General features: G+C 68.3%; 18 protein-coding genes and 1 pseudogene. 5 read left to right on the top strand and 14 right to left on the bottom strand.

The annotated features are described in order from the left end of the window. Positions 1–22 precede the first annotated feature (22 nt). The gene (locus AC1DY7_RS06515; RefSeq protein ID WP_477492846.1) at positions 23–796 is read left to right on the top strand and encodes a class I SAM-dependent methyltransferase; all 774 of its coding nucleotides are present in this window, start codon (positions 23–25) and stop codon (positions 794–796) included. Here AC1DY7_RS06515 and AC1DY7_RS06510 read toward each other — a convergent pair whose 3' ends face one another. Together AC1DY7_RS06510 and AC1DY7_RS06505 are read right to left on the bottom strand one after the other, a co-directional pair. Then, the gene (locus AC1DY7_RS06510) at positions 797–2,263 is read right to left on the bottom strand and encodes a DUF7782 domain-containing protein (RefSeq protein WP_477492845.1); all 1,467 of its coding nucleotides are present in this window, start codon (positions 2,261–2,263) and stop codon (positions 797–799) included. Further along, the gene (locus AC1DY7_RS06505) at positions 2,260–3,027 is read right to left on the bottom strand and encodes an SOS response-associated peptidase (protein ID WP_477492844.1); all 768 of its coding nucleotides are present in this window, start codon (positions 3,025–3,027) and stop codon (positions 2,260–2,262) included. Before AC1DY7_RS06505 ends, AC1DY7_RS06510 begins: the two co-directional genes overlap by 4 nt. Positions 3,028–3,046: 19 nt before the next feature. Here AC1DY7_RS06505 and aroA point away from each other — a divergent pair, with 19 nt between their 5' ends. Together aroA and rsgA are read left to right on the top strand one after the other, a co-directional pair. Next, entirely contained in the window at positions 3,047–4,318 is a 1,272-nt protein-coding gene (aroA, locus tag AC1DY7_RS06500; protein WP_477492843.1) for a 3-phosphoshikimate 1-carboxyvinyltransferase, read from the top strand. A 1-nt stretch (position 4,319) separates the two neighbouring features. Next, positions 4,320–5,117: pseudogene (rsgA, locus tag AC1DY7_RS06495) on the top strand (ribosome small subunit-dependent GTPase A); the annotation flags it as partial. Between the two features lie 57 nt (positions 5,118–5,174). On the opposite strand, the gene AC1DY7_RS06490 reads toward rsgA, so the two are convergent. The 5 genes from AC1DY7_RS06490 to AC1DY7_RS06470 form a co-directional block, all read right to left on the bottom strand. Then, a complete protein-coding gene (locus AC1DY7_RS06490; RefSeq protein ID WP_477492842.1) occupies positions 5,175–6,422 on the bottom strand; it encodes a fatty acid desaturase family protein in 1,248 nt (415 codons plus the stop codon). 71 nt (positions 6,423–6,493) lie between these two features. Next, positions 6,494–7,627, bottom strand: coding sequence for a ferredoxin reductase (locus tag AC1DY7_RS06485; RefSeq protein WP_477492841.1), 1,134 nt, complete (start codon positions 7,625–7,627; stop codon positions 6,494–6,496). Positions 7,628–7,705: 78 nt separating this feature from the next. Beyond that, positions 7,706–8,203, bottom strand: coding sequence for a DUF6912 family protein (locus AC1DY7_RS06480; RefSeq protein ID WP_477493217.1), 498 nt, complete (start codon positions 8,201–8,203; stop codon positions 7,706–7,708). 28 nt (positions 8,204–8,231) lie between these two features. Further along, on the bottom strand, positions 8,232–9,938 hold the full coding sequence (locus tag AC1DY7_RS06475) for a BCCT family transporter (protein ID WP_477492840.1): 1,707 nt from the start codon (positions 9,936–9,938) through the stop codon (positions 8,232–8,234). A 39-nt stretch (positions 9,939–9,977) separates the two neighbouring features. Further along, positions 9,978–11,387 (bottom strand): WS/DGAT/MGAT family O-acyltransferase, encoded by a 1,410-nt coding sequence (locus tag AC1DY7_RS06470; RefSeq protein WP_477492839.1) that lies wholly within the window; start codon positions 11,385–11,387, stop codon positions 9,978–9,980. Positions 11,388–11,585: 198 nt separating this feature from the next. Between AC1DY7_RS06470 and AC1DY7_RS06465 the strand changes: the two genes are divergently transcribed. Next, entirely contained in the window at positions 11,586–12,086 is a 501-nt protein-coding gene (locus tag AC1DY7_RS06465; protein WP_477492838.1) for an Rv3235 family protein, read from the top strand. Here the strand turns inward: AC1DY7_RS06465 and secA are convergent, their stop codons facing one another. From secA to AC1DY7_RS06450, 3 genes are all read right to left on the bottom strand, one after another. Further along, complete coding sequence (gene secA / locus AC1DY7_RS06460) at positions 12,087–14,909, bottom strand: preprotein translocase subunit SecA (protein WP_477492837.1); 2,823 nt, start codon at positions 14,907–14,909, stop codon at positions 12,087–12,089. 142 nt (positions 14,910–15,051) lie between these two features. Beyond that, complete coding sequence (gene hpf, locus AC1DY7_RS06455; RefSeq protein WP_477492836.1) at positions 15,052–15,690, bottom strand: ribosome hibernation-promoting factor, HPF/YfiA family; 639 nt, start codon at positions 15,688–15,690, stop codon at positions 15,052–15,054. A 338-nt stretch (positions 15,691–16,028) separates the two neighbouring features. Continuing rightward, positions 16,029–16,658, bottom strand: a complete 630-nt coding sequence (locus AC1DY7_RS06450; RefSeq protein WP_477493216.1) for a ComF family protein — start codon at positions 16,656–16,658, stop codon at positions 16,029–16,031. Between the two features lie 74 nt (positions 16,659–16,732). Between AC1DY7_RS06450 and AC1DY7_RS06445 the strand changes: the two genes are divergently transcribed. Further along, a complete protein-coding gene (locus AC1DY7_RS06445) occupies positions 16,733–17,539 on the top strand; it encodes an SDR family NAD(P)-dependent oxidoreductase (RefSeq protein WP_477492835.1) in 807 nt (268 codons plus the stop codon). A gap of 27 nt (positions 17,540–17,566) precedes the next feature. Here the strand turns inward: AC1DY7_RS06445 and lpqB are convergent, their stop codons facing one another. From lpqB to AC1DY7_RS06425, 4 genes are read right to left on the bottom strand one after another with little or no spacing between them, the layout of a single operon-like run. Then, on the bottom strand, positions 17,567–19,318 hold the full coding sequence (lpqB, locus tag AC1DY7_RS06440) for an MtrAB system accessory lipoprotein LpqB (protein ID WP_477493215.1): 1,752 nt from the start codon (positions 19,316–19,318) through the stop codon (positions 17,567–17,569). A gap of 8 nt (positions 19,319–19,326) precedes the next feature. Further along, positions 19,327–20,976: an MtrAB system histidine kinase MtrB gene (gene mtrB, locus AC1DY7_RS06435; RefSeq protein ID WP_477492834.1), complete on the bottom strand. Its 1,650-nt coding sequence runs from the start codon at positions 20,974–20,976 to the stop codon at positions 19,327–19,329. 22 nt (positions 20,977–20,998) lie between these two features. Continuing rightward, positions 20,999–21,685 carry a two-component system response regulator MtrA gene (gene mtrA, locus AC1DY7_RS06430; RefSeq protein WP_477492833.1) on the bottom strand — a complete coding sequence of 229 codons (687 nt, stop codon included), beginning with the start codon at positions 21,683–21,685 and terminating at the stop codon, positions 20,999–21,001. A 52-nt stretch (positions 21,686–21,737) separates the two neighbouring features. Next, entirely contained in the window at positions 21,738–22,367 is a 630-nt protein-coding gene (locus AC1DY7_RS06425; RefSeq protein WP_477492832.1) for a dTMP kinase, read from the bottom strand. Positions 22,368–22,373: the final 6 nt, after the last annotated feature.

The following is a 22,373-nucleotide window of genomic DNA, read 5'->3' as shown; positions in this document are numbered from 1 at the left end:
CATCCTGACATAGGCTGGCGCCGTGCCTGAGCCGTCACTGTGGTCCGCGGGACGCTATGAGTCCGTCGCCGAACACATCGCACCCATCGCCGCACAGGTGGTCGCCGCGGTCGGAGACCGGACGGCCCTGTCAGGCGCCGAACTGGTCGACCTGGCCTGCGGGACAGGCAACGTAGCCCTGGCCGCCACCGCGGCGGGCGCGACCGTCACCGGTGTGGACATCACACCCGAACTGCTGACGATCGCCGCCGCGAAACCCGGCGGCGCCGGGGTGCGGTGGGTGGCCGCCGATGCCAGTGCCACCGGTCTGCCGGACGCGGGTTTCGGTGCGGCAGTGTCGAACATGGGCATCATCTTCGTCGAGCCCACCGCCATGGCCGCCGAACTGGCGCGGCTGCTGCGGCCCGGCGGTGTGCTCGGGTTCTCCACCTGGGTGCGCGACACCGACAACCCGTTCTTCACTCCGATCGTCGAGGTGCTCGGGCCGCCCCCGCCCGCACCGTACAGCCCCGATCAGTGGGGCCAACCGGACACCGCCAGATCCCGCCTGGCGACCGATTTCACCGACATCCGGATCGAAAACGGCACGCACCCTTGGCGATTCGCGTCACTGGAGCTGGCGGTGCGGTTCATCACCCACGAATCCCCCATGCATCTGGCCGTCCTGGGCCGCTTGGACGACGCGACCAGGGCGCGGTTGGTGGCGGCATTCAGCGCGGCGTTCGAGGCACACGCCGGCCCGGACGGGGTGGTGTTCGGTGCGTCGTACGCGGTGCTGACGGCCGTGCGCCGCTGATCACTGCGCCTGGTAGAGGATTCCGCGGCCGATGGCGTGGCGGACCTCGGGCAGCGCGGCCTCGGCCAGTGCGTCGGCGTCGACACCGTGGTGGGCGGCCAGCAGTTGCAGCAGTGTCCCCAGCGCCACCTCGCCGCGGCAGCCGGCCAGCAGGGCCCGCAGCACCTCGTCGACACCGAGCACCGCGGCCGGGCCACCGGGCCTGCGCACCGCCGCACCGACCTGCTGCCAGCCGTCCGGTCCGGGTAACGACTGTTCCTCCAGGAACACCGGCGCGGTGGACAGTCGGGCGGCCAGCAGCCGTTCGTCGGTGGTATCCCGCAGATAGGCCCGGCGCGCGAAGAACGCCTCGGCCTCGGGGCCGGTCACCGGTTCGTCGAGGATCTCCTCCAGGATCTGTTCTGAGGCTTCACCCGGACGCGGTACCCGCAGCGAGATGAGCCCCATCCCGATACCGGTGATGCCCTGCTCGGCGAACCAGTCCAGCCAGGCACCGCCGCGCTGCGCGGCCTGCTCGGGTTCCTCCCCGGCATCGGCGAGCCACAGCGACACGTAGCTGACCGGGTCGGCCAGTTCGCGCTGCACCACCCAGGCGTGCAGGCGGGTGCCATCCAGCCACTCCTGCACCCGTGGGCGCCAATCATCGCCCCGGACAATCCAGTTGGCCATGATGTGCGCGGTACCGCCGGGGTTCAGGTGGTCGGCGATCTGACTGATGATGCTGCGGCACAACCCGTCTCCGGCGACACCGGAGTCGCGGTAGATGTAGTCCTGACTGCCTGCGCTCACCACGAACGGAGGGTTGGACACGATGAGGTCGAACCGCTCCCCCGCGACCGGCTCGAACAGGCTGCCGTGGCGCAGATCCCACGACATGGCGTTCAGCCGGGCCGTGGCCGCGGCCAGCGCCAGCGCCCGCTCGTTGGTGTCGGTCGCGACGATCGCGGCGCAGTGCCCGTCCAGGTGCAGGGCCTGGATACCGCAGCCGGTGCCGAGATCGAGTGCCCGCCCCACCGGCGTGCGCACCACGGCACGGGCCAGCGACAACGACGCGCCACCGATGCCGAGCACATGATCGGACTGGACGGGGCCGCTGCGCAGGGCGGCGTCCTGATCGGAGACCACCAGAAAGTCCTGGGCGCCGTCGCTGTGGGGTCGGATGTCGAGGATGGCCCGCACGGTGTGGCCGGTGTCCTCCAGCACGCCCGCGGCGGTCAGGGCGGCCAGGCCCGACGCTGGGAACGCCGCAGCGACCCGCTGGGGGCTCTCGTCGGCGCCGAGCAGGAACAGCCGCACCACAGTGGCCAGCGGCCCGTCGGTGGCGTCGCAGGCGCGCGATGCGGGCCACCACACGCCCCTGCCGAGGGCGGCGTGCGCGTCCTCGCCGAGCAATGCGGCCACGCCGTCGACGGTGTACCCGGCCGCGCGCAGGTCCTCCCCGAGTGCGTCGATCAGCTCAGGGGTCACAGGGCCTCGATGAGTTCCGGGCCGTTGTTGCGGACGCTGTTCACCAGCCGGGACACCTCGCGGATCTCGATGCGATCCAGATCGCCGTGTCCGCGCAGCAGTCCTTCGTCGATGGGTGCGTCGGGGTCCAGCCAGCGATCCCAGTCCGCCGGGCTGATGGTCAGCGGCATCCGATCGTGGATGTCGGACAGTTGGGCGGCCGCGTCGGTGGTGATGATGGTGCAGCTCAGCAGCGGGGCGGCGTCCTTGGGTGCGTCCTTCGGACGCCAGGTGGACCACAGGCCCGCCATGAACAGCGGTTCGCCGTCACCGGCGTACATGTAGAACGGCGTCTTGGTGGCCGTCTTGCCTTCCTCGGCGGGGTTGGGCCGCCATTCGTACCAGCCGTCCATCGGGACCAGGCAGCGCTTGCTCTTCGCCGAACCGCGGAACGCCGGCGAGGTGGTCAAGGTCTCGGCACGCGCGTTGATCAACAGCGGGCCCTTGGTGTCCGGGCCGCCCTTGGCGTTGGACTTGACCCACGGCGGCACCAGGCCCCACCGCATGGACCGGATGCGGCGGGTCGACTCGTCGTCGGGTTCTCCCTGGGGCGAGCGAAGCGACGGGGAATGATCATGCCGTTTGACCACGGCGCTCACGGTCGTGGTGGGTGCCACGTTGTAATTGGGACCGCCGTCTTTGGCGGCCTCCACGGTTTCATCGAGAGCCTCGATTTTCGCCGCCAGCAACGCCGGGTCGGTGGTCACCGCAAATCGCCCACACATACCAGGCAGGATAGAGGTCGTGACTGACTGGGCGGCGCCGTCGACATCGGAACCCGTGAACGCGACCGTGACCGTGCCCGGCTCCAAGTCCCTGACCAATAGAGCGTTGATCCTGGCCGCCCTTGCCGACGGGAGCTCCACCGTGAGTGGTGCGCTGCGCAGCCGGGACACCGACCTGATGATCGGCGCGCTGCAGGCGCTCGGGCTGACCGTCACCGGCGACACGGACCTGACGGTCGGCGGGTCCATCGCACCGGCGCCCGGTACCCGCATCGACTGCGGGCTGGCCGGCACCGTGCTGCGGTTCGTCCCCGCGGTGGCCGCGCTGAGTACCGAGACGGTGACCTTCGACGGTGACGAGCAGGCGCGGGCCCGGCCGATCGCCCCGCTGCTGGACGGGTTGCGCGGTGTCGGGGTGCGCATCGACGGCGACGGTCTGCCGTTCGACGTGCGCGGGCGGGGCGCGGCCGACGGCGGCGAAGTGCACATCGACGCATCCGGTTCGTCGCAGTTCGTCTCGGGTCTGCTGCTGGCGGGTGCCACCTTCCGCGATGGGCTCACCGTCGTGCACACCGGTGAGTCGGTGCCGTCGGCGCCGCATGTCCGGATGACGGTGTCGATGCTGCGCGATGCCGGTGTGGCCGTGGATGATTCGCAGCCCAATCGCTGGCGGGTGGAGCCTGGCCCGGTCGCCGCGCGGCACTGGGAGATCGAACCCGACCTGTCCAATGCGGTGCCGTTCCTGGCCGCGGCCGCCGTCACCGCCGGGACGGTGCGGATCAGCCGCTGGCCGGCGGTGAGCATCCAGCCGGCAGACGTCATCCTAGGCCTGCTCGATCTTCTGGGTGTCGTTGCGGTACCGAAGGATTCGTACCTCGAGGTCCAAGGTGCATCCTCCTACCAGGGCATCGACGTCGACCTGCATGACGTCGGCGAACTGGCCCCGTCGATGGCGGCCCTGGCCGCCCTGGCCGAGGAAGGGTCGGTGTCGACACTGCGCGGCATCGCCCATCTGCGTGGGCACGAGACCGATCGGCTGGCGGCGCTGACCACCGAGATCAACGGCCTGGGTGGTCAGTGTGCCGAAACCCCCGATGGTTTGGAGATCACGGCCGGACCGTTGCACGGCGGAACCTGGCATTCGTACGCCGATCACCGGATGGCCACCGCGGGCGCGATCATCGGGCTACGGGTGCCGGGTGTGACGGTCGAGGACATCGGCACCACCGCCAAGACCCTGCCGGACTTCCCCGGCATGTGGACCGAAATGCTGCTGGACGACCAGGAATAGCGTGAAAGCGGCCGACTACGACGAGTCCGATGTGCGGGTGCGCCCAGGCAAGGGCTCGCGGCCGCGCACCAAGAACCGTCCCGACCACGCCGACGCGGCCGAGGCGATGGTCGTCACCGTCGACCGCGGCCGCTGGGGTTGCGCGCTGGACGGCGACCCGGACCGGCATGTGACCGCGATGCGGGCCAGGGAGCTGGGACGCACCCCGATCGTCGTCGGCGACGAGGTCGGGATCGTCGGTGACCGGTCCGGGCGAGCGGACACCCTGGCGCGTATCGTGCGTCGTTCCGAGCGGCGAACGGTGTTGCGCCGCACCGCCGATGACACCGATCCGACCGAGCGGGTGGTGGTCGCCAACGCCGATCAGCTGCTCGTGGTGGTGGCCTTGGCCGATCCGCCGCCCCGCACCGGTTTCGTGGAGCGGGCCCTGATCGCCGCCTATGCGGGCGGGCTCGAACCGATCCTGTGCCTGACCAAGTCGGATCTCGCGGCGCCGGAATCGTTTGCCGCTCAGTTCGTCGATCTGGATCTGACGGTGGTGACCGCCGGCCGCGACGATCCGTTGGATGTGGTGGCCCCGATGCTGACGGGCAAGGTGACGGTGCTACTGGGCCATTCCGGGGTGGGCAAGTCGACGCTGGTGAATCGCCTTGTGCCAGAAGCGGAGCGCGCCACCGGTTCGGTGACCGGGGTGGGCAAGGGCAGGCACACGTCCACGCAGTCCATCGCGTTGCCGCTGCGCGAGTCGGGCTGGGTGATCGACACCCCGGGCATCCGGTCGTTCGGGCTGGCGCACATCGCGGGGGGGGGGGGGCGCGCCGGCTGCTGGTGACGCTGAACGAGCCGACGTACTGAGCTACGCGGCGCGCTTGTCCTGACGCCAGCCCCGCACGGTCGCGATCGCGGTCTTGAGGCCGCGCCGCTTCCCGGTCTCGGGATCGGCGACCCCGTAACCTTCCAACTCGGTGAACATCCGCTCGCTACGGGTCTCCGGCGCGTTGTCGGCGGTGTCGCGCAGGTACTTGTTCGGCAGCGACAGCTTGGCGATGGTGCGCCAGGTCTTGCCGTACTGCACCAGGAACGAACCCGTGGTGTAGGGCAGGTCGTACTTGTCGCACACCTGCTGCACCCGGATGGACACCTCGTAGAGCCGGTTGCTGGGCAGGTCCGGATACAGATGGTGCTCGATCTGGTGGCACAGGTTGCCGCTCATGAAGCGCAACACCGGACCGTTCTTGAAGTTCGCGCTGCCGAGCATCTGGCGCAGGTACCACTCGCCGCGGGTCTCCCCGATCATGTCGGTCTTGGTGAACTTCTCTGCGCCGTCCGGGAAGTGGCCGCAGAAGATCACGGCGTTGGCCCAGACATTGCGGATTACGTTGGCCCAGAAGTTGGCCTTCGCCGTCGACTTGAAGGTCGCGGCCGGCGAGAGCGACGTCAGTGCCGGGAAGGCCACGTAGTCCTTGAACAGCTGATGCCCGATCTTGGCGCCGACCTCACGCAGGCGCACCATGGTCGCCTTGCGGTCATCCCGGCCCTTGGCGATCTTGCCCAGCTCCAGATGCTGCAGTCCGATGCCCCACTCGAAGAGCATCGCCAGCACGGTGTTGTACAGCACGTTGAACAGGTTGAACGGCTTCCACCGCTGATCCCGGGTGACGCGCAGCAGGCCATAGCCCACGTCGTCGTCCATGCCGAGGATGTTGGTGTACTTGTGATGCATGAAGTTGTGCGTGAACCGCCAGTGCTTGGAGGCGCCGTTCATGTCCCACTCCCACGACGAGGAGTGAATCTCGGGATCGTTCATCCAATCCCACTGGCCGTGCAGGACGTTGTGGCCGATCTCCATGTTCTCGATGATCTTGGCCACGCCGAGCGCGGTGGTGCCGGCCCACCAGGCCGACCGGCGCGAGCTGGCCGCGAGCACGAGGCGGGCGCTCACCTCAAGGGCGCGCTGCGCGGCGATGGTGCGGCGGATGTAGCGCGCATCGCGCTCACCGCGGGAGTCCTCGATGTCCTGGCGGATCGCGTCGAGTTCGACGGCGAGGCTCTCGATATCGGCGTCGGTCAAGTGCGCGAACGCCGGTACATCTGTAATAGCCACTGGTCAAACCTCCTATCCGGTTCCTACTGTAGCGTAACCTACGCAACCGTAGGTTAGCTCTCGGTTAACAGTTAGGCGTCCACGACGCAGTCGCCGGACGCCGCCGAGACACAGGTCTGCACCCGGGTTCCCGGCTCGTGTTCCACGCCCGTGCGCAAGTCCCGCACGTGGCCCTCGACCAGCCCGACGACGCAGGACTGGCAGATCCCCATCCGGCAGCCGAACGGCATCCGGATCCCGGCGTCCTCGCCGGCCTCCATCACCGACGTCGCCGCGTCGGCCTGGACCGTCTTGCCGCTGCGCTCGAACGTGATCGCCCCGCCGGTGCCGTGTGGAGCGGCTCGAGTCACGGCGAACCGCTCGAGGTGCAACCGTTCGGGTAGCCCGGCGGCGGTCCAGATCCGTTCCGCATCGTTGAGCATGCCCTCGGGACCGCAGGCCCACACCTGACGGTCACGCCAGTCCGGCACCACGTCGGCCAGCCGCAGCAGGTCGAGTCGGCCCTGCGTACGGGTGGGCCGCACGATCAGCCGGTAACTCGGGTGTGCCCGCTGCAACTCGGCCAATTCCGCGGCGAACAGCACATCGGCCTCGGTGGGCGCCGAATGCACATGGACGATGTCGGTGATCTGGTCGTGCCGGGCCAGCGTGCGCAGCATCGACATGACCGGCGTGATACCGGAGCCCGCGGTGACGAACAGCACCTGAGCCGGTGCCGGGTCGGGCATCACGAAGTTGCCCTGCGGCGCGGCGAGCCGGACGATGGTGCCCGGCGTGACCCCGTCCACCAGGTGGGTGGACAGGAACCCCTCGGGCATCGCTTTCACGGTGATGCTGATGGTGCGCTTGCCGCGGCCAGGGACCGGCGCCGAGGTCAACGAATAGGACCGCCACCGCCAGCGCCCGTCCATGAGGAGCCCGATGCCGACGTATTGGCCGGGCTCGTAGTCGAAGGTGAATCCCCAGCCGGGTTTGATCACCAGCGTCGCGGAGTCGGCGGTCTCCCGCCGCACCTCGACGACCCGGCCACGCAGCTCGCGGGCCGACCACAGCGGGTTGGCCAGCTTCAGGTAATCGTCGGGCAGCAGCGGCGTGGTGATCCGGCCCGCGACGGCGCGCAACGTCTTCCAATGCGGCGCTCCACCGACGGCAGGACGGACCGTGTCGGCCACATTGGCCGAGGTCTTGACGGTGTTCTTGGCCACGCAACCTACGGTACCGTAACCTACGGTTCCGTATCTAGTACTCGCCGGTAACTTATCGTTGTGACGACGCCGACAATCTCAGAGCAGTTCGAGCAGGAACGGAAGCTCCTGGGGCGCATACCAGGCCAGATCGTGATCCTGGGCGTCGCCGACGGTGAGTTCGGCATCCTCGTCGCCGAGGTCGGCGTYGTCGATGACCTCCACGGCCGTCACCACCGCGGCCTCGGCGGCGGCATTGTCGACGTACACCGCGACCACGTCGTCGTAGCCGATCGGACCGGCCAGCCGCACCACCGCGTCATCCAGGTCGGGCCGCACAGTGACGTCCTGCGCATCGGCGACGAGCACCACGCGCCGCGGCGGCAGATCCCCGACGCCGCCGGCGAGCAGTCGCAGCGACGCCATCGCCGCCTCACCGAGCGCCACCTCGGCGAGTTCCTCGTCGTCACCATGGGCGTAGGCCTCACGCAGCGTCGGGGTGAGCGCGAACGCAGTGCCGCTACGGGCGTGGATCACCCGGTCGGAGACCAACTGTTGCAACATCGCCAACGTGGCCGGGATATAGACGCGCACCAGGGCAGGTTAGCGTGCGCCGCAATCGGGATCAGTCCGCAGCAGGGTCCTTCTCCACCGCGAAGACGAAATCATCGCCGTGCGCGGTGACTCCGGCGATGACCGCCGAGTCGACAGCCTCTGCCGCGTACTCCCGCCGAACGACCATCGGATCGGTGCGCAGGTCCTTCACCAGCGCCACCGCCAGCCCGACCATGACCACGACGAACGGCAGCGCAGCGACGACCGTGATCGTCTGCAACCCGTTGAGTGCGTCGGAGCCGCCGACCAGCAGCATCACCGCGGCCACCGCGCCGGTGGCGACACCCCAGAAGATGACCGTGCGCTTCTGCGGCTCGATGGTGCCCCGCTCGGACAGCGTGCCCATGACGATCGACGCGGCGTCCGCGCCGGACACGAAGAAGATCGCCACCAGCACCATCACGACGACCGTGGCCACGGACGCGATCGGGTACTGCGCGAGCAACCCGAACAGCTGAGCCTCCACGCTGCCCTTGCCTGCAAGGTCCGCGCCGTGTTGTTGGGCGTCGATCGCGGCGCCGCCGAACACGCAAAACCAGACCAGGGACACCAAGCTGGGCACCAGCAGCACGCCGGTGACGAACTGCCGGATGGTCCGGCCGCGGGAGATCCGGGCGATGAACATCCCGACGAACGGTGTCCACGAGATCCACCAGGCCCAGTAGAAGACGGTCCAGGTGCCCAGCCATTCGTTGACGTCGGTGCCCTCGGCGCCGGTGCGCGCCGACATCATGGCCAGATCCCGGAAGTAACTGCCCAGCGAGGTCGGCAGCAGGTTGAGGATGAACACCGTCGGGCCGACCAGGAACACGAATGCCGCCAGCAGCACGGCCAGCACCATGTTGATGTTGGACAGCCATTGGATGCCGCGCGCCACACCCGACACCGCCGACAGCACGAAGGCGCAGGTGAGCAGCGCGATGATGCCGATCAGGACGGCGTTGCCGGTCTCCCCGATGCCGGCGACGATGTGCAGGCCGCTGCGGATCTGCAGGGCTCCCAAGCCGAGTGAGGCGGCGGACCCGAACAGCGTGGCGAAGATCGCCAGCATGTCGATGACCTTGCCCCACCCGCCGTTGACGCGGGATCCGAGCAGCGGTTCGAAGGCCGCGCTGATGAGCTGGAAACGACCCTTGCGGTAGACGCCGTAGGCGATGGCCAGCCCGACGACGGCATAGATGGCCCACGGGTGCAGCGTCCAATGGAACAGCGTGGTGGCCATCGCGGTCTGGACGGCGTCGGGATTTCCGGGGTCACCGGTCCCCGGCGGCGGCGTCGTCAGGTGCGACAGCGGCTCGGAGACGCCGAAGAACATCAGCCCGATCCCCATGCCGGCGCTGAACATCATCGCGACCCAGGAGACCGTACGGAATTCGGGTTCCTCGCCGTCGCGGCCGAGGGGGATGTTGCCGAACCGGCCCAGGGCGATCCACAAGACGAAGACCACGAAACCGGAGGCGGTCAGAGTGAACAGCCAGCCGGTGTTCGTCAGCACCCAGTGCAGGGCGTCACCCGATGCCGCCGCCAGCGAGGCGGTGTCCAGGAAACCCCAGAACAGGAACCCGACCGCGATCAGGGCCGTGACGCCGAAGACCACCCAGTCGAGCCGGCCGTCGTGGATGAGCGCATCCTCATCGATCGGCACATCGAGTACCGGGTGCGGTGCAGAGGCGAGATCAGGGTCGTTGTCTTGTATTTCTGTTGACATGTCAAGCATCGGCCTACCCAGAACCGGCCGAAACCAAACAAACCCAGGTCAGCGGGCCGCTTCCAACAACTCGTCCAGCGACTCTCGCAGCAGGATCGGGAACACGTCCACGTCGCTCATCGCGTCGCGGTCGGCATTGATCCCGAAGTACAGCATGCCGTTATACGAGGTCACCCCGATGGCCAGCACCTGATTGGTCAGCAGCGGTGGCACCGCGTAGGTCTCGACCAGCTTGGTGCCCGCGATGTACATCTGCTTCTGCGCGCCCGGCACGTTGGTGATCAGCAGGTTGAACTGGCGGGCGGAGAAACTCGTGGCGACGCGAATGCCCATGGCGTGCAGGGTCGGCGGCGCGAACCCGGACAACGTCACGATGGTGCGCGCATCCACCAGGCTGGCCGCGGTCGAATGGGACTCAGTGGCGTGCGCGATCTGGGACAGCCGGACCACCGCGTTGCCCTCCCCGATCGGCAGGTCCACCAGGAACGGGGACACCTCGCTGATCGCCTGCCCCGGTCCGGTGGAATCGATCTCCGCGTCGGGGTACACCGAGTTCGGTGCCATCGCGCGCACGCTGGAGGTGGCCGTCACCGGCTCGCCGCGGGACAGCAGCCAGTTGCGCAGGGCACCGGCGACCACCGCCAGCACCACATCGTTGACATCGCAGTCGTACCGGGCACGGAGCGACCGGTAGTCCTCCAACCGGTGGCCGGCGACCGTGAAACGCCGGTTACGCGACACCGTGGTGTTGAGTGGGCTGCTCGGCGCGGTGCCGCGCGCCACCGTGCGGGCCACGTCGGCGACCCGGCGGCCGACGTCGACGAGCGCGCTGGCATTGGTCGCCACCTCGGTCACCGACGACCGCATCGCGGCCAGCTGAGCGGTGGGCCGGGTGATCCATTCGCCGAGAGCACCGAGCAGGAGCCCGGTGTCGCTGGGCTCGCGCCCGGGAATCCAGATGTCCTCGCCGAACTCCGGTGCCTTCTGCGTGCGATCAGCGATGACGTGGCCGATCTCGAGCGCCGACATCCCGTTGACGAGCGCCTGATGGGTCTTGGTGTAGATGGCGATCCGGTTGTGGGTCAGCCCCTCGACGATGTACATCTCCCACAGCGGGCGGGTCTTGTCCAAGGGCCGCGAACCCAGGCGGGCCACCAGGTCGTGCAGTTGCGCGTCACTGCCCGGGGACGGCAGCGCCGAACGTCGGATGTGGTAGGTGATGTCGAAATCGCGGTCGTCGACCCACACGGGCCGGGCCAGCCCGAAACTGACCTCGCGGACCTTCTGCCGGTAGCGCGGGATCTGCGGCAGACGCCGCTCCACGGTCTCCAGCACCGACTCGTAGCTCAGCCCGGCGCGTGGTTTGCGCACGATCGACAGCGACCCCACGTACATCGGGGTGGCGGTGTTCTCCATGTGGAAGAAAGCCGCATCCGATGCCGACAGCCTGGTCACCATCGCGGTGTGGCCCCTCCCCTGGTCCGACCTGATGTTTCAGATAAATCCACGAATGACCGTCAACTTAGTCGGCATCGGCCGAGCGCTGCATCACGGGTGCGTGGGACACCTGTCAAACCGTGCGATCATCAATATGCCTGTGCCTCTCCAGCAGCGCCCTGTCCGTGCCGTATCGCTGGATTGCCGTGGAGAGACACAGTGACGACCCTTCCGTACACCGCCCCCGAGCCGGCCACGGCGTGTGTGGCGATGCCCATCATCGATTGCGAGCCACCGCCGCTGGGCACCGTACTGTGCCCACCGCCGGTGTTGCGCAAGCGGTCCGCCGCGCACCTGCGTTCCGTTGCGCGTATCGAGCTGCCGCCGCCCATGCCGCCGCCCGCGGGCGCCTTCGCCGACGCGGCTTTGCGCCGCGTGCTGGAGGTGATCGACCGGCGGCGACCCGCCACCCAACTGCGGGGCCTGCTGGTGCCGGCGCTCATCGACGCCACGGTGGCCCTGACCCGCACACCCCAGCCGGGCGGCACCGCCACGCTGCGCCGCGTCGGGTTGCGCCGAACCGACGAAGGCGATGCCGACCAGGCCCGCGTTGCCGAGGTGTTCGCCAGCTACACACGTGGTACGCGGGTGCGGGCGATCGCGGCACGCATCGAACTCCTCGACGGCCGCTGGCAGGTGGTGGCGCTTCAGGTGGGCTGACTAGCGCCGGTTGGTCTTCGCGTCGCGGGCCTGCTGACGGGCCGCCTCGCGGCGCTCCTTGCGGGTGCCCGGTTCCGGTGCCGAGTGCCGCCCGCCGGTGGGGCCCTGCACCTCGGCCGAACCGTCCTCGGCCGGACCCGAATACGTCAACGCGGGCGCACGTTCACTGTCCTCAATTCCTTTGGCGTGCAGGCCCGATGGCCGCTGCTTCGTGGCCACCTGACCCTGACCCTGAGCCTTCTGGGCCTGGGCCGCGGCCGCGGCGAAGTCGGCGAGCCCCTGCGACATCGCCTGCACCTCGGGGGCCGGCGCCGGGGGTGCGGCCTCGACTGCGACGTTGAACAGGAAGCCGACCGACTCCTCCTTGAGGCCGTCGAGCATCGCGACGAACATGTCGTAGCCCTCGCGCTGGTACTCGACCAGCGGGTCACGCTGGGCCATCGCGCGCAGGCCGATGCCCTCCTTGAGGTAGTCCATCTCGTAAAGGTGCTCGCGCCACTTGCGGTCGATCACGTTGAGCAGCACGTTGCGCTCCAGCTGACGCATCGCACCCTCGCCGCCGATCGCGTCGATCTCCTTCTCGCGCGCCGCGTAGGCCCGCTCGGCGTCCTCGGTCAGCGCGCCCAGCAGTTCTTCACGGGTCAGCTCGCCGGGCTCGCCGACAGATCCGGAGTCCAGAAGATCATGGTGATCGATACCCACCGGGTACAGCGTCTTGAGCGCCTCCCACAGCTTCTCCAGATCCCAGTCCTCGGAGTAACCCTCGGCGGTGGCGCCGTCGACGTAGGCGGTGACGACGTCGACCAGCATGTCGTGGGCCTGCTTCTGCAGGTTCTCGCCCTCAAGGATCATCCGGCGCTCGACGTAGATGACCTTGCGCTGCTGGTTCATCACCTCGTCGTACTTGAGGACGTTCTTGCGGACCTCGAAGTTCTGCTGCTCGACCTGCGTCTGCGCGCTCTTGATCGCGCGAGTCACCATCTTGGCCTCGATGGGCACGTCCTCGGGCAGGTTCAGCCGGGTCAGCAACGTCTCCAGGGTGGCGCCGTTGAAGCGCCGCATGAGTTCGTCACCGAGGGACAGGTAGAACCGCGATTCACCCGGATCACCCTGCCGGCCGGAGCGGCCACGCAGCTGATTGTCGATACGCCGCGATTCGTGACGCTCGGTGCCCAGCACGTAGAGACCGCCGGCGTTGATGACCTCCTCGGCCTCCGCCTTGGCTTCGGTCTTGATCGCCTTGACGGTGGACTCCCAGGCCGCCTCGTATTCTTCCGGCGTCTCGACGGGGTCCAGCCCCTTCGCGCGCAGCCGGGTGTCGGCGAGGAACTCGACGTTGCCGCCCAGCACGATGTCGGTACCACGGCCGGCCATGTTGGTGGCGACGGTGATGGCCCCGCGCCGCCCGGCCTCGGCGATGATGTTCGCCTCTTGCTCGTGGTACTTGGCGTTGAGGACGTTGTGCGGAACCTTGCGCTTGGTGAACTGCCGCGACAGGTACTCCGAACGCTCCACCGACGTGGTGCCGATCAGGACCGGCTGACCCTTCTCATAGCGTTCGACGACGTCGTCGACGACGGCGATGTACTTGGCCTCTTCGGTCTTGTAGATCAGATCGGAGGAGTCGACGCGGATCATCGGCCGGTTGGTGGGGATGGCCACCACGCCGAGGGCGTAGATCTCGTGCAGCTCGGCGGCCTCGGTCTCGGCCGTACCGGTCATGCCGGAGAGCCGGTCGTAGAGCCGGAAGTAGTTCTGCAGCGTGATCGTGGCCAGCGTCTGGTTCTCGGCCTTGATCTCGACGTGTTCCTTGGCCTCGATGGCCTGGTGCATGCCTTCGTTGTAGCGGCGGCCGATGAGCACGCGGCCGGTGAACTCGTCGACGATGAGCACCTCACCGTTGCGGACGATGTACTCCTTGTCGCGCTCGAACAACTCCTTGGCCTTCAGCGAGTTGTTGAGGTAACTGACCAGCGGCGAGTTGGCGGCCTCGTACAGGTTCTCGATGCCGAGCTGGTCCTCGACGAACTCGACGCCGATCTCGTGCACACCGATGGTGCGCTTCTTCAGGTCCACCTCGTAGTGGGTGTCCTTCTTCATCAGCGGCGCCAGCCGGGCGAACTCGGAATACCAGTTCGACGCGCCGTCGGCCGGGCCGGAGATGATCAGCGGGGTACGGGCCTCGTCGATGAGGATCGAGTCGACCTCGTCGACGACGGCGAAGTTGTGGCCGCGCTGCACCATCTCGGGAACCGAGTGCGCCATGTTGTCGCGCAGATAGTCGAAGCCGAACTCGTTGTTGGTGCCGTAGGTGATGTCCGCGGCGTACGCGGCGCGACGCTCGTCGGGCGTCAGACCCGACAGGATGACGCCGACCTCCAGACCCAGGAAGCGATGCACGCGACCCATCTGCTCGCTGTCGCGTTTGGCCAGGTAGTCGTTGACCGTGACGATGTGCACGCCCTTGCCGGACAGGGCGTTGAGGTAGGCAGGCAACACACCGGTCAGGGTCTTGCCCTCACCGGTCTTCATCTCGGCGACGTTCCCGAAGTGCAGCGCCGCGCCACCCATGATCTGGACGTCGAAGTGCCGCTGGCCCAGTACGCGCCAGGCGGCTTCCCGGGCCACCGCGAACGCCTCGGGCAGCAGATCGTCGAGCTGTTCTCCGTCAGCGACACGCTTGCGGAACTCGTCGGTCTTGGCACGCAGCTCGGCGTCGGTCAGCTTCTCCACGTCATCGGACAAGGTGTTCACATAGTCAGCGACCTTTTTGAGGCGCTTGACCATGCGGCCTTCACCGAGACGGAGCAACTTATCGAGCACGTTATTTCCTCTTCAGTGGATGAACATCTCAGCTGGTAACTGCGGTCCATCGTAGGTGACCGGTCGTGGCGGCTGCCCCGAAGACGCGACGAGCCCCCGGCAGCGTGCCGGGGGCTCGTGCTCGGATCTCGATCAGTGGGGGTCAGGACAGTCTGATGAGCCCGTAGTCGTAGGCGTGCCTGCGGTAGACCACCGTCGGCCGGTCGGATTCCTTGTCGTGGAACAGGAAGAAGTCGTGTCCCACCAGTTCCATCTCATACAGGGCGTCGTCGACGGTCATCGGCGTGGCCTCGTGCTCCTTGGTACGCACGATCCGGCCGGGCTCATGGTCGTCGACGGCGATCTCGGTCTGCACCGACTCTGGCGCGATGGTGGGCAGGTCCTCCGGCGGGATCATGGCGGTCGCCTCGTGGAGCGAGACGGGCCGCTTGTCGCCGTAGTGGATCTTGCGACGGTCCTTGCTGCGTCGTAACCGGTTCTCGAGTTTGCAGACCGCCGATTCCAGGGCAGCGTAGAAGCTGTCCGCGCAGGCTTCCCCACGTACTACGGGGCCGCGGCCGCGCGCGGTGATCTCGACGTGCTGGCAGTTCTTACGCTGGCGCCGATTCTTCTCGTGGTCGAGTTCGACGTCGAACAGGTAGATGGTCTTGTCGAAGCGCTCCAGTCGTGCCAGCTTTTCGGATACATAGAGGCGGAAGTGGTCGGGAACCTCGACATTGCGGCCCTTGACGACGACGTCGGCGTTGGTCGCCGGCGGGGTGTCCTCGTCTTCGACGACCATGGTTGTGCGATCGATTTGCACGGAATTGGTTGACATACTTGACAACTCGTTTCTGTACGGAGTCGCACGCGCGGTGCGTGCCCGGATTGTCAAAAAGTGCGTCAGCGGGAAAGTGCATACGCGGCGCCCGCCGGCAAGGTGTCGAGTACTCACCTCCTACCGCGTCTTGGCAGCCGCTCGGTTTACACGGGCGCCCCGGGAGGGGTGCCGCCGCGAAACCTTCACGGGTGGTTGGCCCCAACGTAGTCCGTGTTCACCTGACTGTGCCACCAATTTCGCAGACCTGTTTTGAGTTCTTCATCTGACGGCAATCGACGGGCCTGCGCGGGCACGGGTGATCAGGCATTGGCGATGGCGAGGACCGCCTGCACCGATACGCCGGAGGTTTGCAGCGCGGCGACCGACGCACACGCGGTGGCGCCGGTGGTCACCACATCGTCGAGCAGAAGTACGGGCATCCCGGGCGTCGCGCGGAGGCGGACCCGGCCCGCCAGGTTGCGTTGCCGGTCCGCGCTGGACAACCCCACCGAGTCCCGCGCGAAGCCGGTCAGCCGCAGAGCCCGGGTGACGGTGACGCCGGGCAACCCGCCGGCCGCGGCCTCGGCCACCCTGGTGACCGGGTCGCCCCCACGCCGCCGGGCCGCTGACCAGCGGGTGGGTGCGGGCACGATCGTCAGCGGCACCTCCAGCAGGCCCCAGGTGAGCAGCTGCGTCAGGCCGGTGTGCACCGCCAGGGACAGCGGACGCACCAGATCGGCACGGCCCCGTTCCTTGACCGAAACGATCGCCTGCCTGCGCGCCGCGGCGTAGCGGCCCAGCGAGAGCACCGGCACGCCGGGGTCCAGCCGGGGTGTCACCACGCGGGGTTCGGCGGCCTTGGCCTGCAACTCGGCGGCACAAGCAGGACACCACCGCACACCTGGAGCACCGCAGCCCCCGCATTCCACGGGAAGCACCAGATCGAGCAGCACTCCGCCAGTCTCGCTGTGGGCACCGACAGCTCGGCTACCGTGTCTCTTACCGTAGATACGACAGGAGACTCGTGGGCTCATTCAGCGGGAAACAAGCGATCGTCACCGGCGCCGGCTCCGGTATCGGCGCGGCGCTGTGCCGCGCCCTGGCAGGTTCGGGCGCCGATGTGGTGTGCACCGATATCGACGCCGATGCGGCGCGGGCCACCGCCGAACCGCTCGGCGCGCGCTGGAGCGGCCTCGACGTCACCGACGCCGCGGCCGTGCAGGCCTGCGTCGACGACGTCGTCGGCCGGGCCGGACGGTTGGACCTGATGTTCAACAACGCCGGGATCACCTGGGGCGGGGACACCGAGCTGCTGGCCCTGGATCAGTGGAACGCGATCATCGACGTGAACATCCGCGGCGTCGTGCACGGGGTGGCGGCCGCTTATCCGCTGATGGTGCGCCAGGGCCACGGCCACATCGTGAACACTGCATCGATGGCGGGGCTGGCGGCCGCCGGGCAGATCACCAGTTATGTGATGAGCAAGCACGCCATCGTCGGGTTGTCACTCGCACTGCGCTCCGAGGCGGCCGGGCGCGGTGTCGGAGTGCTGGCGATCTGCCCCACCGCGGTGGAGACCCCGATCCTGGACAAGGGATCGGTCGGCGGGTTCGTCGGCCGCGACTTCTACAAGATGGGACAGCGCAGCGACCGGTTCGCCAGCGCCGACGATCTGGCCCGCGACACCCTGGCGGCCATCGAGGCCAACAAGGCGCTGCTGGTGTGGCCGCGGCAGGCGCGAACCGCATGGTTGTTCAGCCGGCTGGCACCCGGACTGCTGCAGCGGATGTCCATCCGCTTCGTGAATCAGCAGCGGGCAGCGCAGGGCTGATTTCCCGTGGCTCGCTCGCCCCAGGTGTCAGCCGGGCAGCACGGGTAGCGCGCCGGCGACCATCAGCGGGCGTACCTCGGCCCAGTTCATCCCGTCCTCGGCCGCCGATCCGGACAGTTGCAACACCCCGCGCTGATCGGCGACGTACACCGTGGACGGGTTGGCCGCGACGGTGGTCACCGGGGCCAGCAGGTTCTGGGCCGGGCCGTCGGAGTTCACCCCGTCGAGGTTCACGTATGAGACCGGGTGCGCCGAATCGGTGCGCGTGACGACGATGTCGTCGCCGGTGCGCCAGGACAGCGACACCGCGGTGTCGCCGAGCCCGAAGCCCAGGCGGCGCGGATAGGTCAACGCGTATTGGCCGCCCGGAGTCTGCTCGACACCCGCCATGATCACCTGGCCGTTGATCACCATGGCCGCGCGGGTGCCGTCGCGGGACAACTGCAATTCGGAGATGGGCCCGGAGAATCTGGTRGCGATCGCCGTCGAGTCGATGGGGATGCGTGCGGGCTGCCCGGAGGCCGCCTCCTGCAGCACGCGGACCACGTTGTTGCCGTCGACGACGATCCAGATGGCGTCGTCGAGCGACCAGGTGGGGCGGGTCAGCGTGCGGCCGTCGATCGCCTGCCCGGTGTCCCCGCCGAGCGGGCCGATCCACAGCGACGACGACATGTCGGGGGCGCCGGGACGCAGCACCACCACCGAGGCCGCCTCCTGACCGCTGCGTGACAGGGCTGCTGACACCTGGCCGGGCATCTGACCGAACGAGCCGGGCACCCGCGGTGCGTTCTGACCGTCCAGGGACACCATCGAGCCACCGATGAGGGCGTGCAGGCCGGCCGCGGCACCATCGGCTGCACCCGGGTCGCTTGCCGCGACGTCGGCGGTGTCCCATCCGTCGGCGAAGCGGTCGTCGAGCGCCGCGCCGTCGGCGTTGATCACGTACGGCCCGTTGAGGCCGGCCCGGTTCAGGGTCCAGATGATCTGTGCCGCAAGCAGTTGGCGGGTGTGCGGGTCCGTCGTCGACAGGTTCTCCAGGTCGATTCGCGCGCCGCCGTAGCCGCGGCCCACGCCCGTCTTCCCGCCGTCGGCCCGGGTCACCGGGCCTCGCAGCCGCAGCGGGGCGGCCAGCAGGTTGCGAACCGTGCGTGTCATCTCCGGGCGCGGGCCGATGATCAGCTTGGTGATCAGTTCGGTGGCCAGCTGGTCGGCATCAGAGACGGCGACATACCGCGGATCCGGCACGACCGTCTTGCCGGTGGGGTCGGAGAAATACAGGGTGCTGCGCTTGTACGTCTGCTGAAACTGCTGCCAGTCCAGGAAGACCCCATTGGGCAGCTTGTCGATGCGCCAGCCGCCGGAGGTCTTCACCAGTTCGATGGCCCCTGGGTCCGGCAGCGCGCCTTCGGCGGTTTCGAACACCCCGATGTCGGACAGCGAACCGAGCATGTCGGCCCGCATGTTCACCGAGACCCGATCGGGCCCGCGGGTTTCCACGAACACGACACGGTCGATCAGCAGGGCGCTGCCGGCGTCGTCCCACCCGCGGGAGGCGGATTCGGTGAGGAACTGCCGGGCCGCCAAGTGCCGGTTGGCGGGATCGGCGGTGGCCTTGAGGAATTCACGCAGCAGTACGTCGGGGTCCATCCCCGGGGTGGGCGTCGGCAGGCTCGGCGGCGCCGGGCGGTCGACGGTGCCGATCGCCTGGGGGGACGACGACGTCGGCACTCCGGCGCAGCCGGACAGCGCGAGCATCAGCGCGCAGAGCACCGCCAGCAGGCGGCGCGTCACACGCCCTCCCCCGCCGGTTCGCGATCCCGGCGCGGGGGCGCCGTCTGGTCGACGGGCTTGAGCGGCAACGGACTTGTGGTCACCTTGTGGCCGCGCACCAGCGGCAGGGTCAGCCGGAAGCAGGCACCCTTGCCGGGTTCGCCCCAGGCCTCCAGCCGGCCCTGATGCAACCGGGCGTCCTCGATGCTGATGGCCAGCCCCAGCCCGGTGCCGCCGGAGCGGCGGACCCGGGACGGATCCGACCGCCAGAATCGGCTGAACACCAGCTTCTCCTCACCGGGGCGCAGACCGACACCGAAGTCGCGGACCGTCACGGCGACGGTGTCCTCATCGGCGGCCATCCTGATCTGAACCGGCTTGTGCTCGGCGTGATCGATGGCGTTGGCGATCAGATTGCGCAGGATGCGCTCTGCCCGACGGGGATCCACCTCGGCGATCACGCCGGTCAACGGCATGTCCACGTCCAGCTCGATGCCGGCGTCGGCCGACAGGTGCCCGACGTTGTCCAGCGCGCTCTGCACCACCGATCGCAGATCGACTGCCTCGACAGCCAATTCGGCGACACCGGCGTCGTGCCGGGAGATCTCCAGCAGGTCGGCCAGCAGGGTCTCGAACCGGTCCAGTTCGTTGACCATCAGCTCACTGGACCGCCGCAGCGCCGGGTCCAGATCCTCGCTGTGGTCATAGATCAGGTCGGCCGCCATGCGCACCGTCGTCAGCGGGGTGCGCAGCTCGTGGCTGACGTCAGAGGTGAAGCGGCGCTGCAGGTTTCCGAACTCTTCGAGTTGGGTGATCTGCCGGCTCAGGCTTTCGGCCATGTCGTTGAACGACACCGCCAGTCGCGCCATGTCGTCCTCACCGCGGACCGGCATCCGTTCGGTGAGATGTCCCTCGGCGAAGCGCTCGGCGATCCGTGATGCGGACCGTACCGGGAGCACGATCTGGCGGGCCACCAGAAGCGCGATCGCGGCGAGCAGGCCGAGCAGCACGATGCCGCCGGTGGCCATGGTGCCACGCACCAGCGAGATGGTCGATTCCTCGTTGGTCAGCGGAAAGATCAGGTAAAGCTCAAGATTCGTGACGGGCGACGACGTCGGGCTGCCGACGATCAGGGCAGGCCCGGAGAAGCCGTCGGTGTGCACGGCCGCGTACTGATAGCTGACCTGGCCGGCCTTGACGAAGTCGCGCAACTCCTTGGGCACCTGCTGCACCGGCCCGGCCGCGGTGGCCGCGCGGGGACCGTCGCCGGGCACCACCAGGACCGCGTCGAAGGCACCGGCCAGCCCCGCACCGGTGTCGACCTTGCGGTCGATCAGGGTGTTGCGGGCGAGTTGGAGACTGCTGTCGAGGGAGCGGGTCTCCTCACCGCCGACGATGCCGCTGACCGTGTTACGGGCGCGTTCGATCTCCTCGGTGGCGGCCCGCACCTTGACCTCGAGAATGCGGTCGGTGATCTGACTGGTGAGCACGAAACCGAGCACCATGATGACGGCCAGCGACAACCCGAGGGTGAGGCTGACGACCCGCAGCTGCAGGGATCGTCGCCACGCGAAACCGATTGCGCGGCCGAGCGCACCGAGCCCGCGCACCACAGGGCCGGAGCCGCGGAAGCGGCTGCGGACGCGTCGTCGCGAGCCGAAGATCACGACGACGACCCCGCGCTCGAGTTCACGGAGGTCCGGCCTTGTATCCCACTCCTCGAACGGTCAGCACCACCTGCGGGTTCTCCGGGTCGGTCTCAACCTTGGCCCGCAACCGCTGGACATGCACGTTCACCAAACGGGTGTCCGCGGGGTGGCGGTATCCCCACACCTGTTCGAGCAGCACATCCCGAGTAAACACCTGCCGCGGTTTGCGTGCCAGCGCCACCAGCAGGTCGAACTCCAGTGGAGTGAGCGAAATCTGTTCGCCCGCACGGGTCACCTTGTGCGCGGGCACGTCGATGTCGATGTCGTGGATCGACAGCAGCTCGGCGGGCTCATCGTCGTTGCGACGCAGCCGGGCCCGGACGCGGGCCACCAGCTCCTTGGGCTTGAACGGCTTCATCACGTAGTCGTCGGCACCGGATTCCAGGCCCAGCACCACGTCGACCGTGTCGGTCTTGGCCGTCAGCATGACGATCGGCACGCCGGAATCGGCGCGCAGCACCCTGCACACGTCGATGCCGTTCATGCCGGGCAGCATCAGGTCGAGCAGCACGAGGTCGGGGCGCAGCTCGCGAACTGCGGTGAGCGCCTGGGTGCCGTCACCGATGACCGCGGTGTCGAAACCCTCCCCCCGCAACACGATGGTGAGCATCTCGGCCAGGGAGGGGTCGTCGTCCACGACCAGGATCCGTTGCCTCATGCGCCCCATCGTGTCACCAAACCGTGACAAACCGCCGGTGCCACACCGCGACGGTTTCGACCTATGCGAAGAGCGTGCCGGCCAGTTGCCCGGGATCGATATCCGGAGCGGCCACCGCCCACCGGCCGGCCCAGTCGGCTGCGGCCAGTGCGCGGTACACCTCGCCGGTCCGGCGTTGCAGTCCGCCGTCGCGCTCGTAGGCATCGCGGGCGCGATCGGCCTCCAGCGCGGCGCGGGACACGGCGCGCCGCTCGGCCAACTCGACCGGGACGTCGAGCAGCACCTGCCAGTCCGGTCGGGGCAGGTTCAGCCGGCCGAATTCGAGGTCGTGCACCCAGGCCACCACCTCACCGTCGGCAGCCTGGTGCAATCGGGCGGCGCTGTAGGCGGCGTTCGACGCCACATAGCGGTCCAGGATGACCACGTCGTGAGAATCGTTGCGGCGGTTGATCTCGCCGTGCGCGCCGGCACGGTCCAACGCGAACAACGTCGCCATCGCGTAGACCGAGTCGGCCAGATCGCCGTGCCCGCCGTGTAGGGCCTCGGCGGCGATGTCGGCGTGCACCGATTCGCCGTAGCGCGGGAACGCCAGCGTGGTCACGCTCTTGCCGTCGGCCTCGAAGGCCGAGCGCAGCCCTTCGGTCAAGGTTCGCTTGCCTGCGCCGTCCAGACCTTCGATGACGATGAGCACGGGGCC

The organism is Mycobacterium sp. P2_H7, assembly GCF_056403275.1.
The sequence above is the reverse complement of the archived record's forward strand: the minus strand, read 5'-3'. Positions and strand labels throughout refer to the sequence as shown.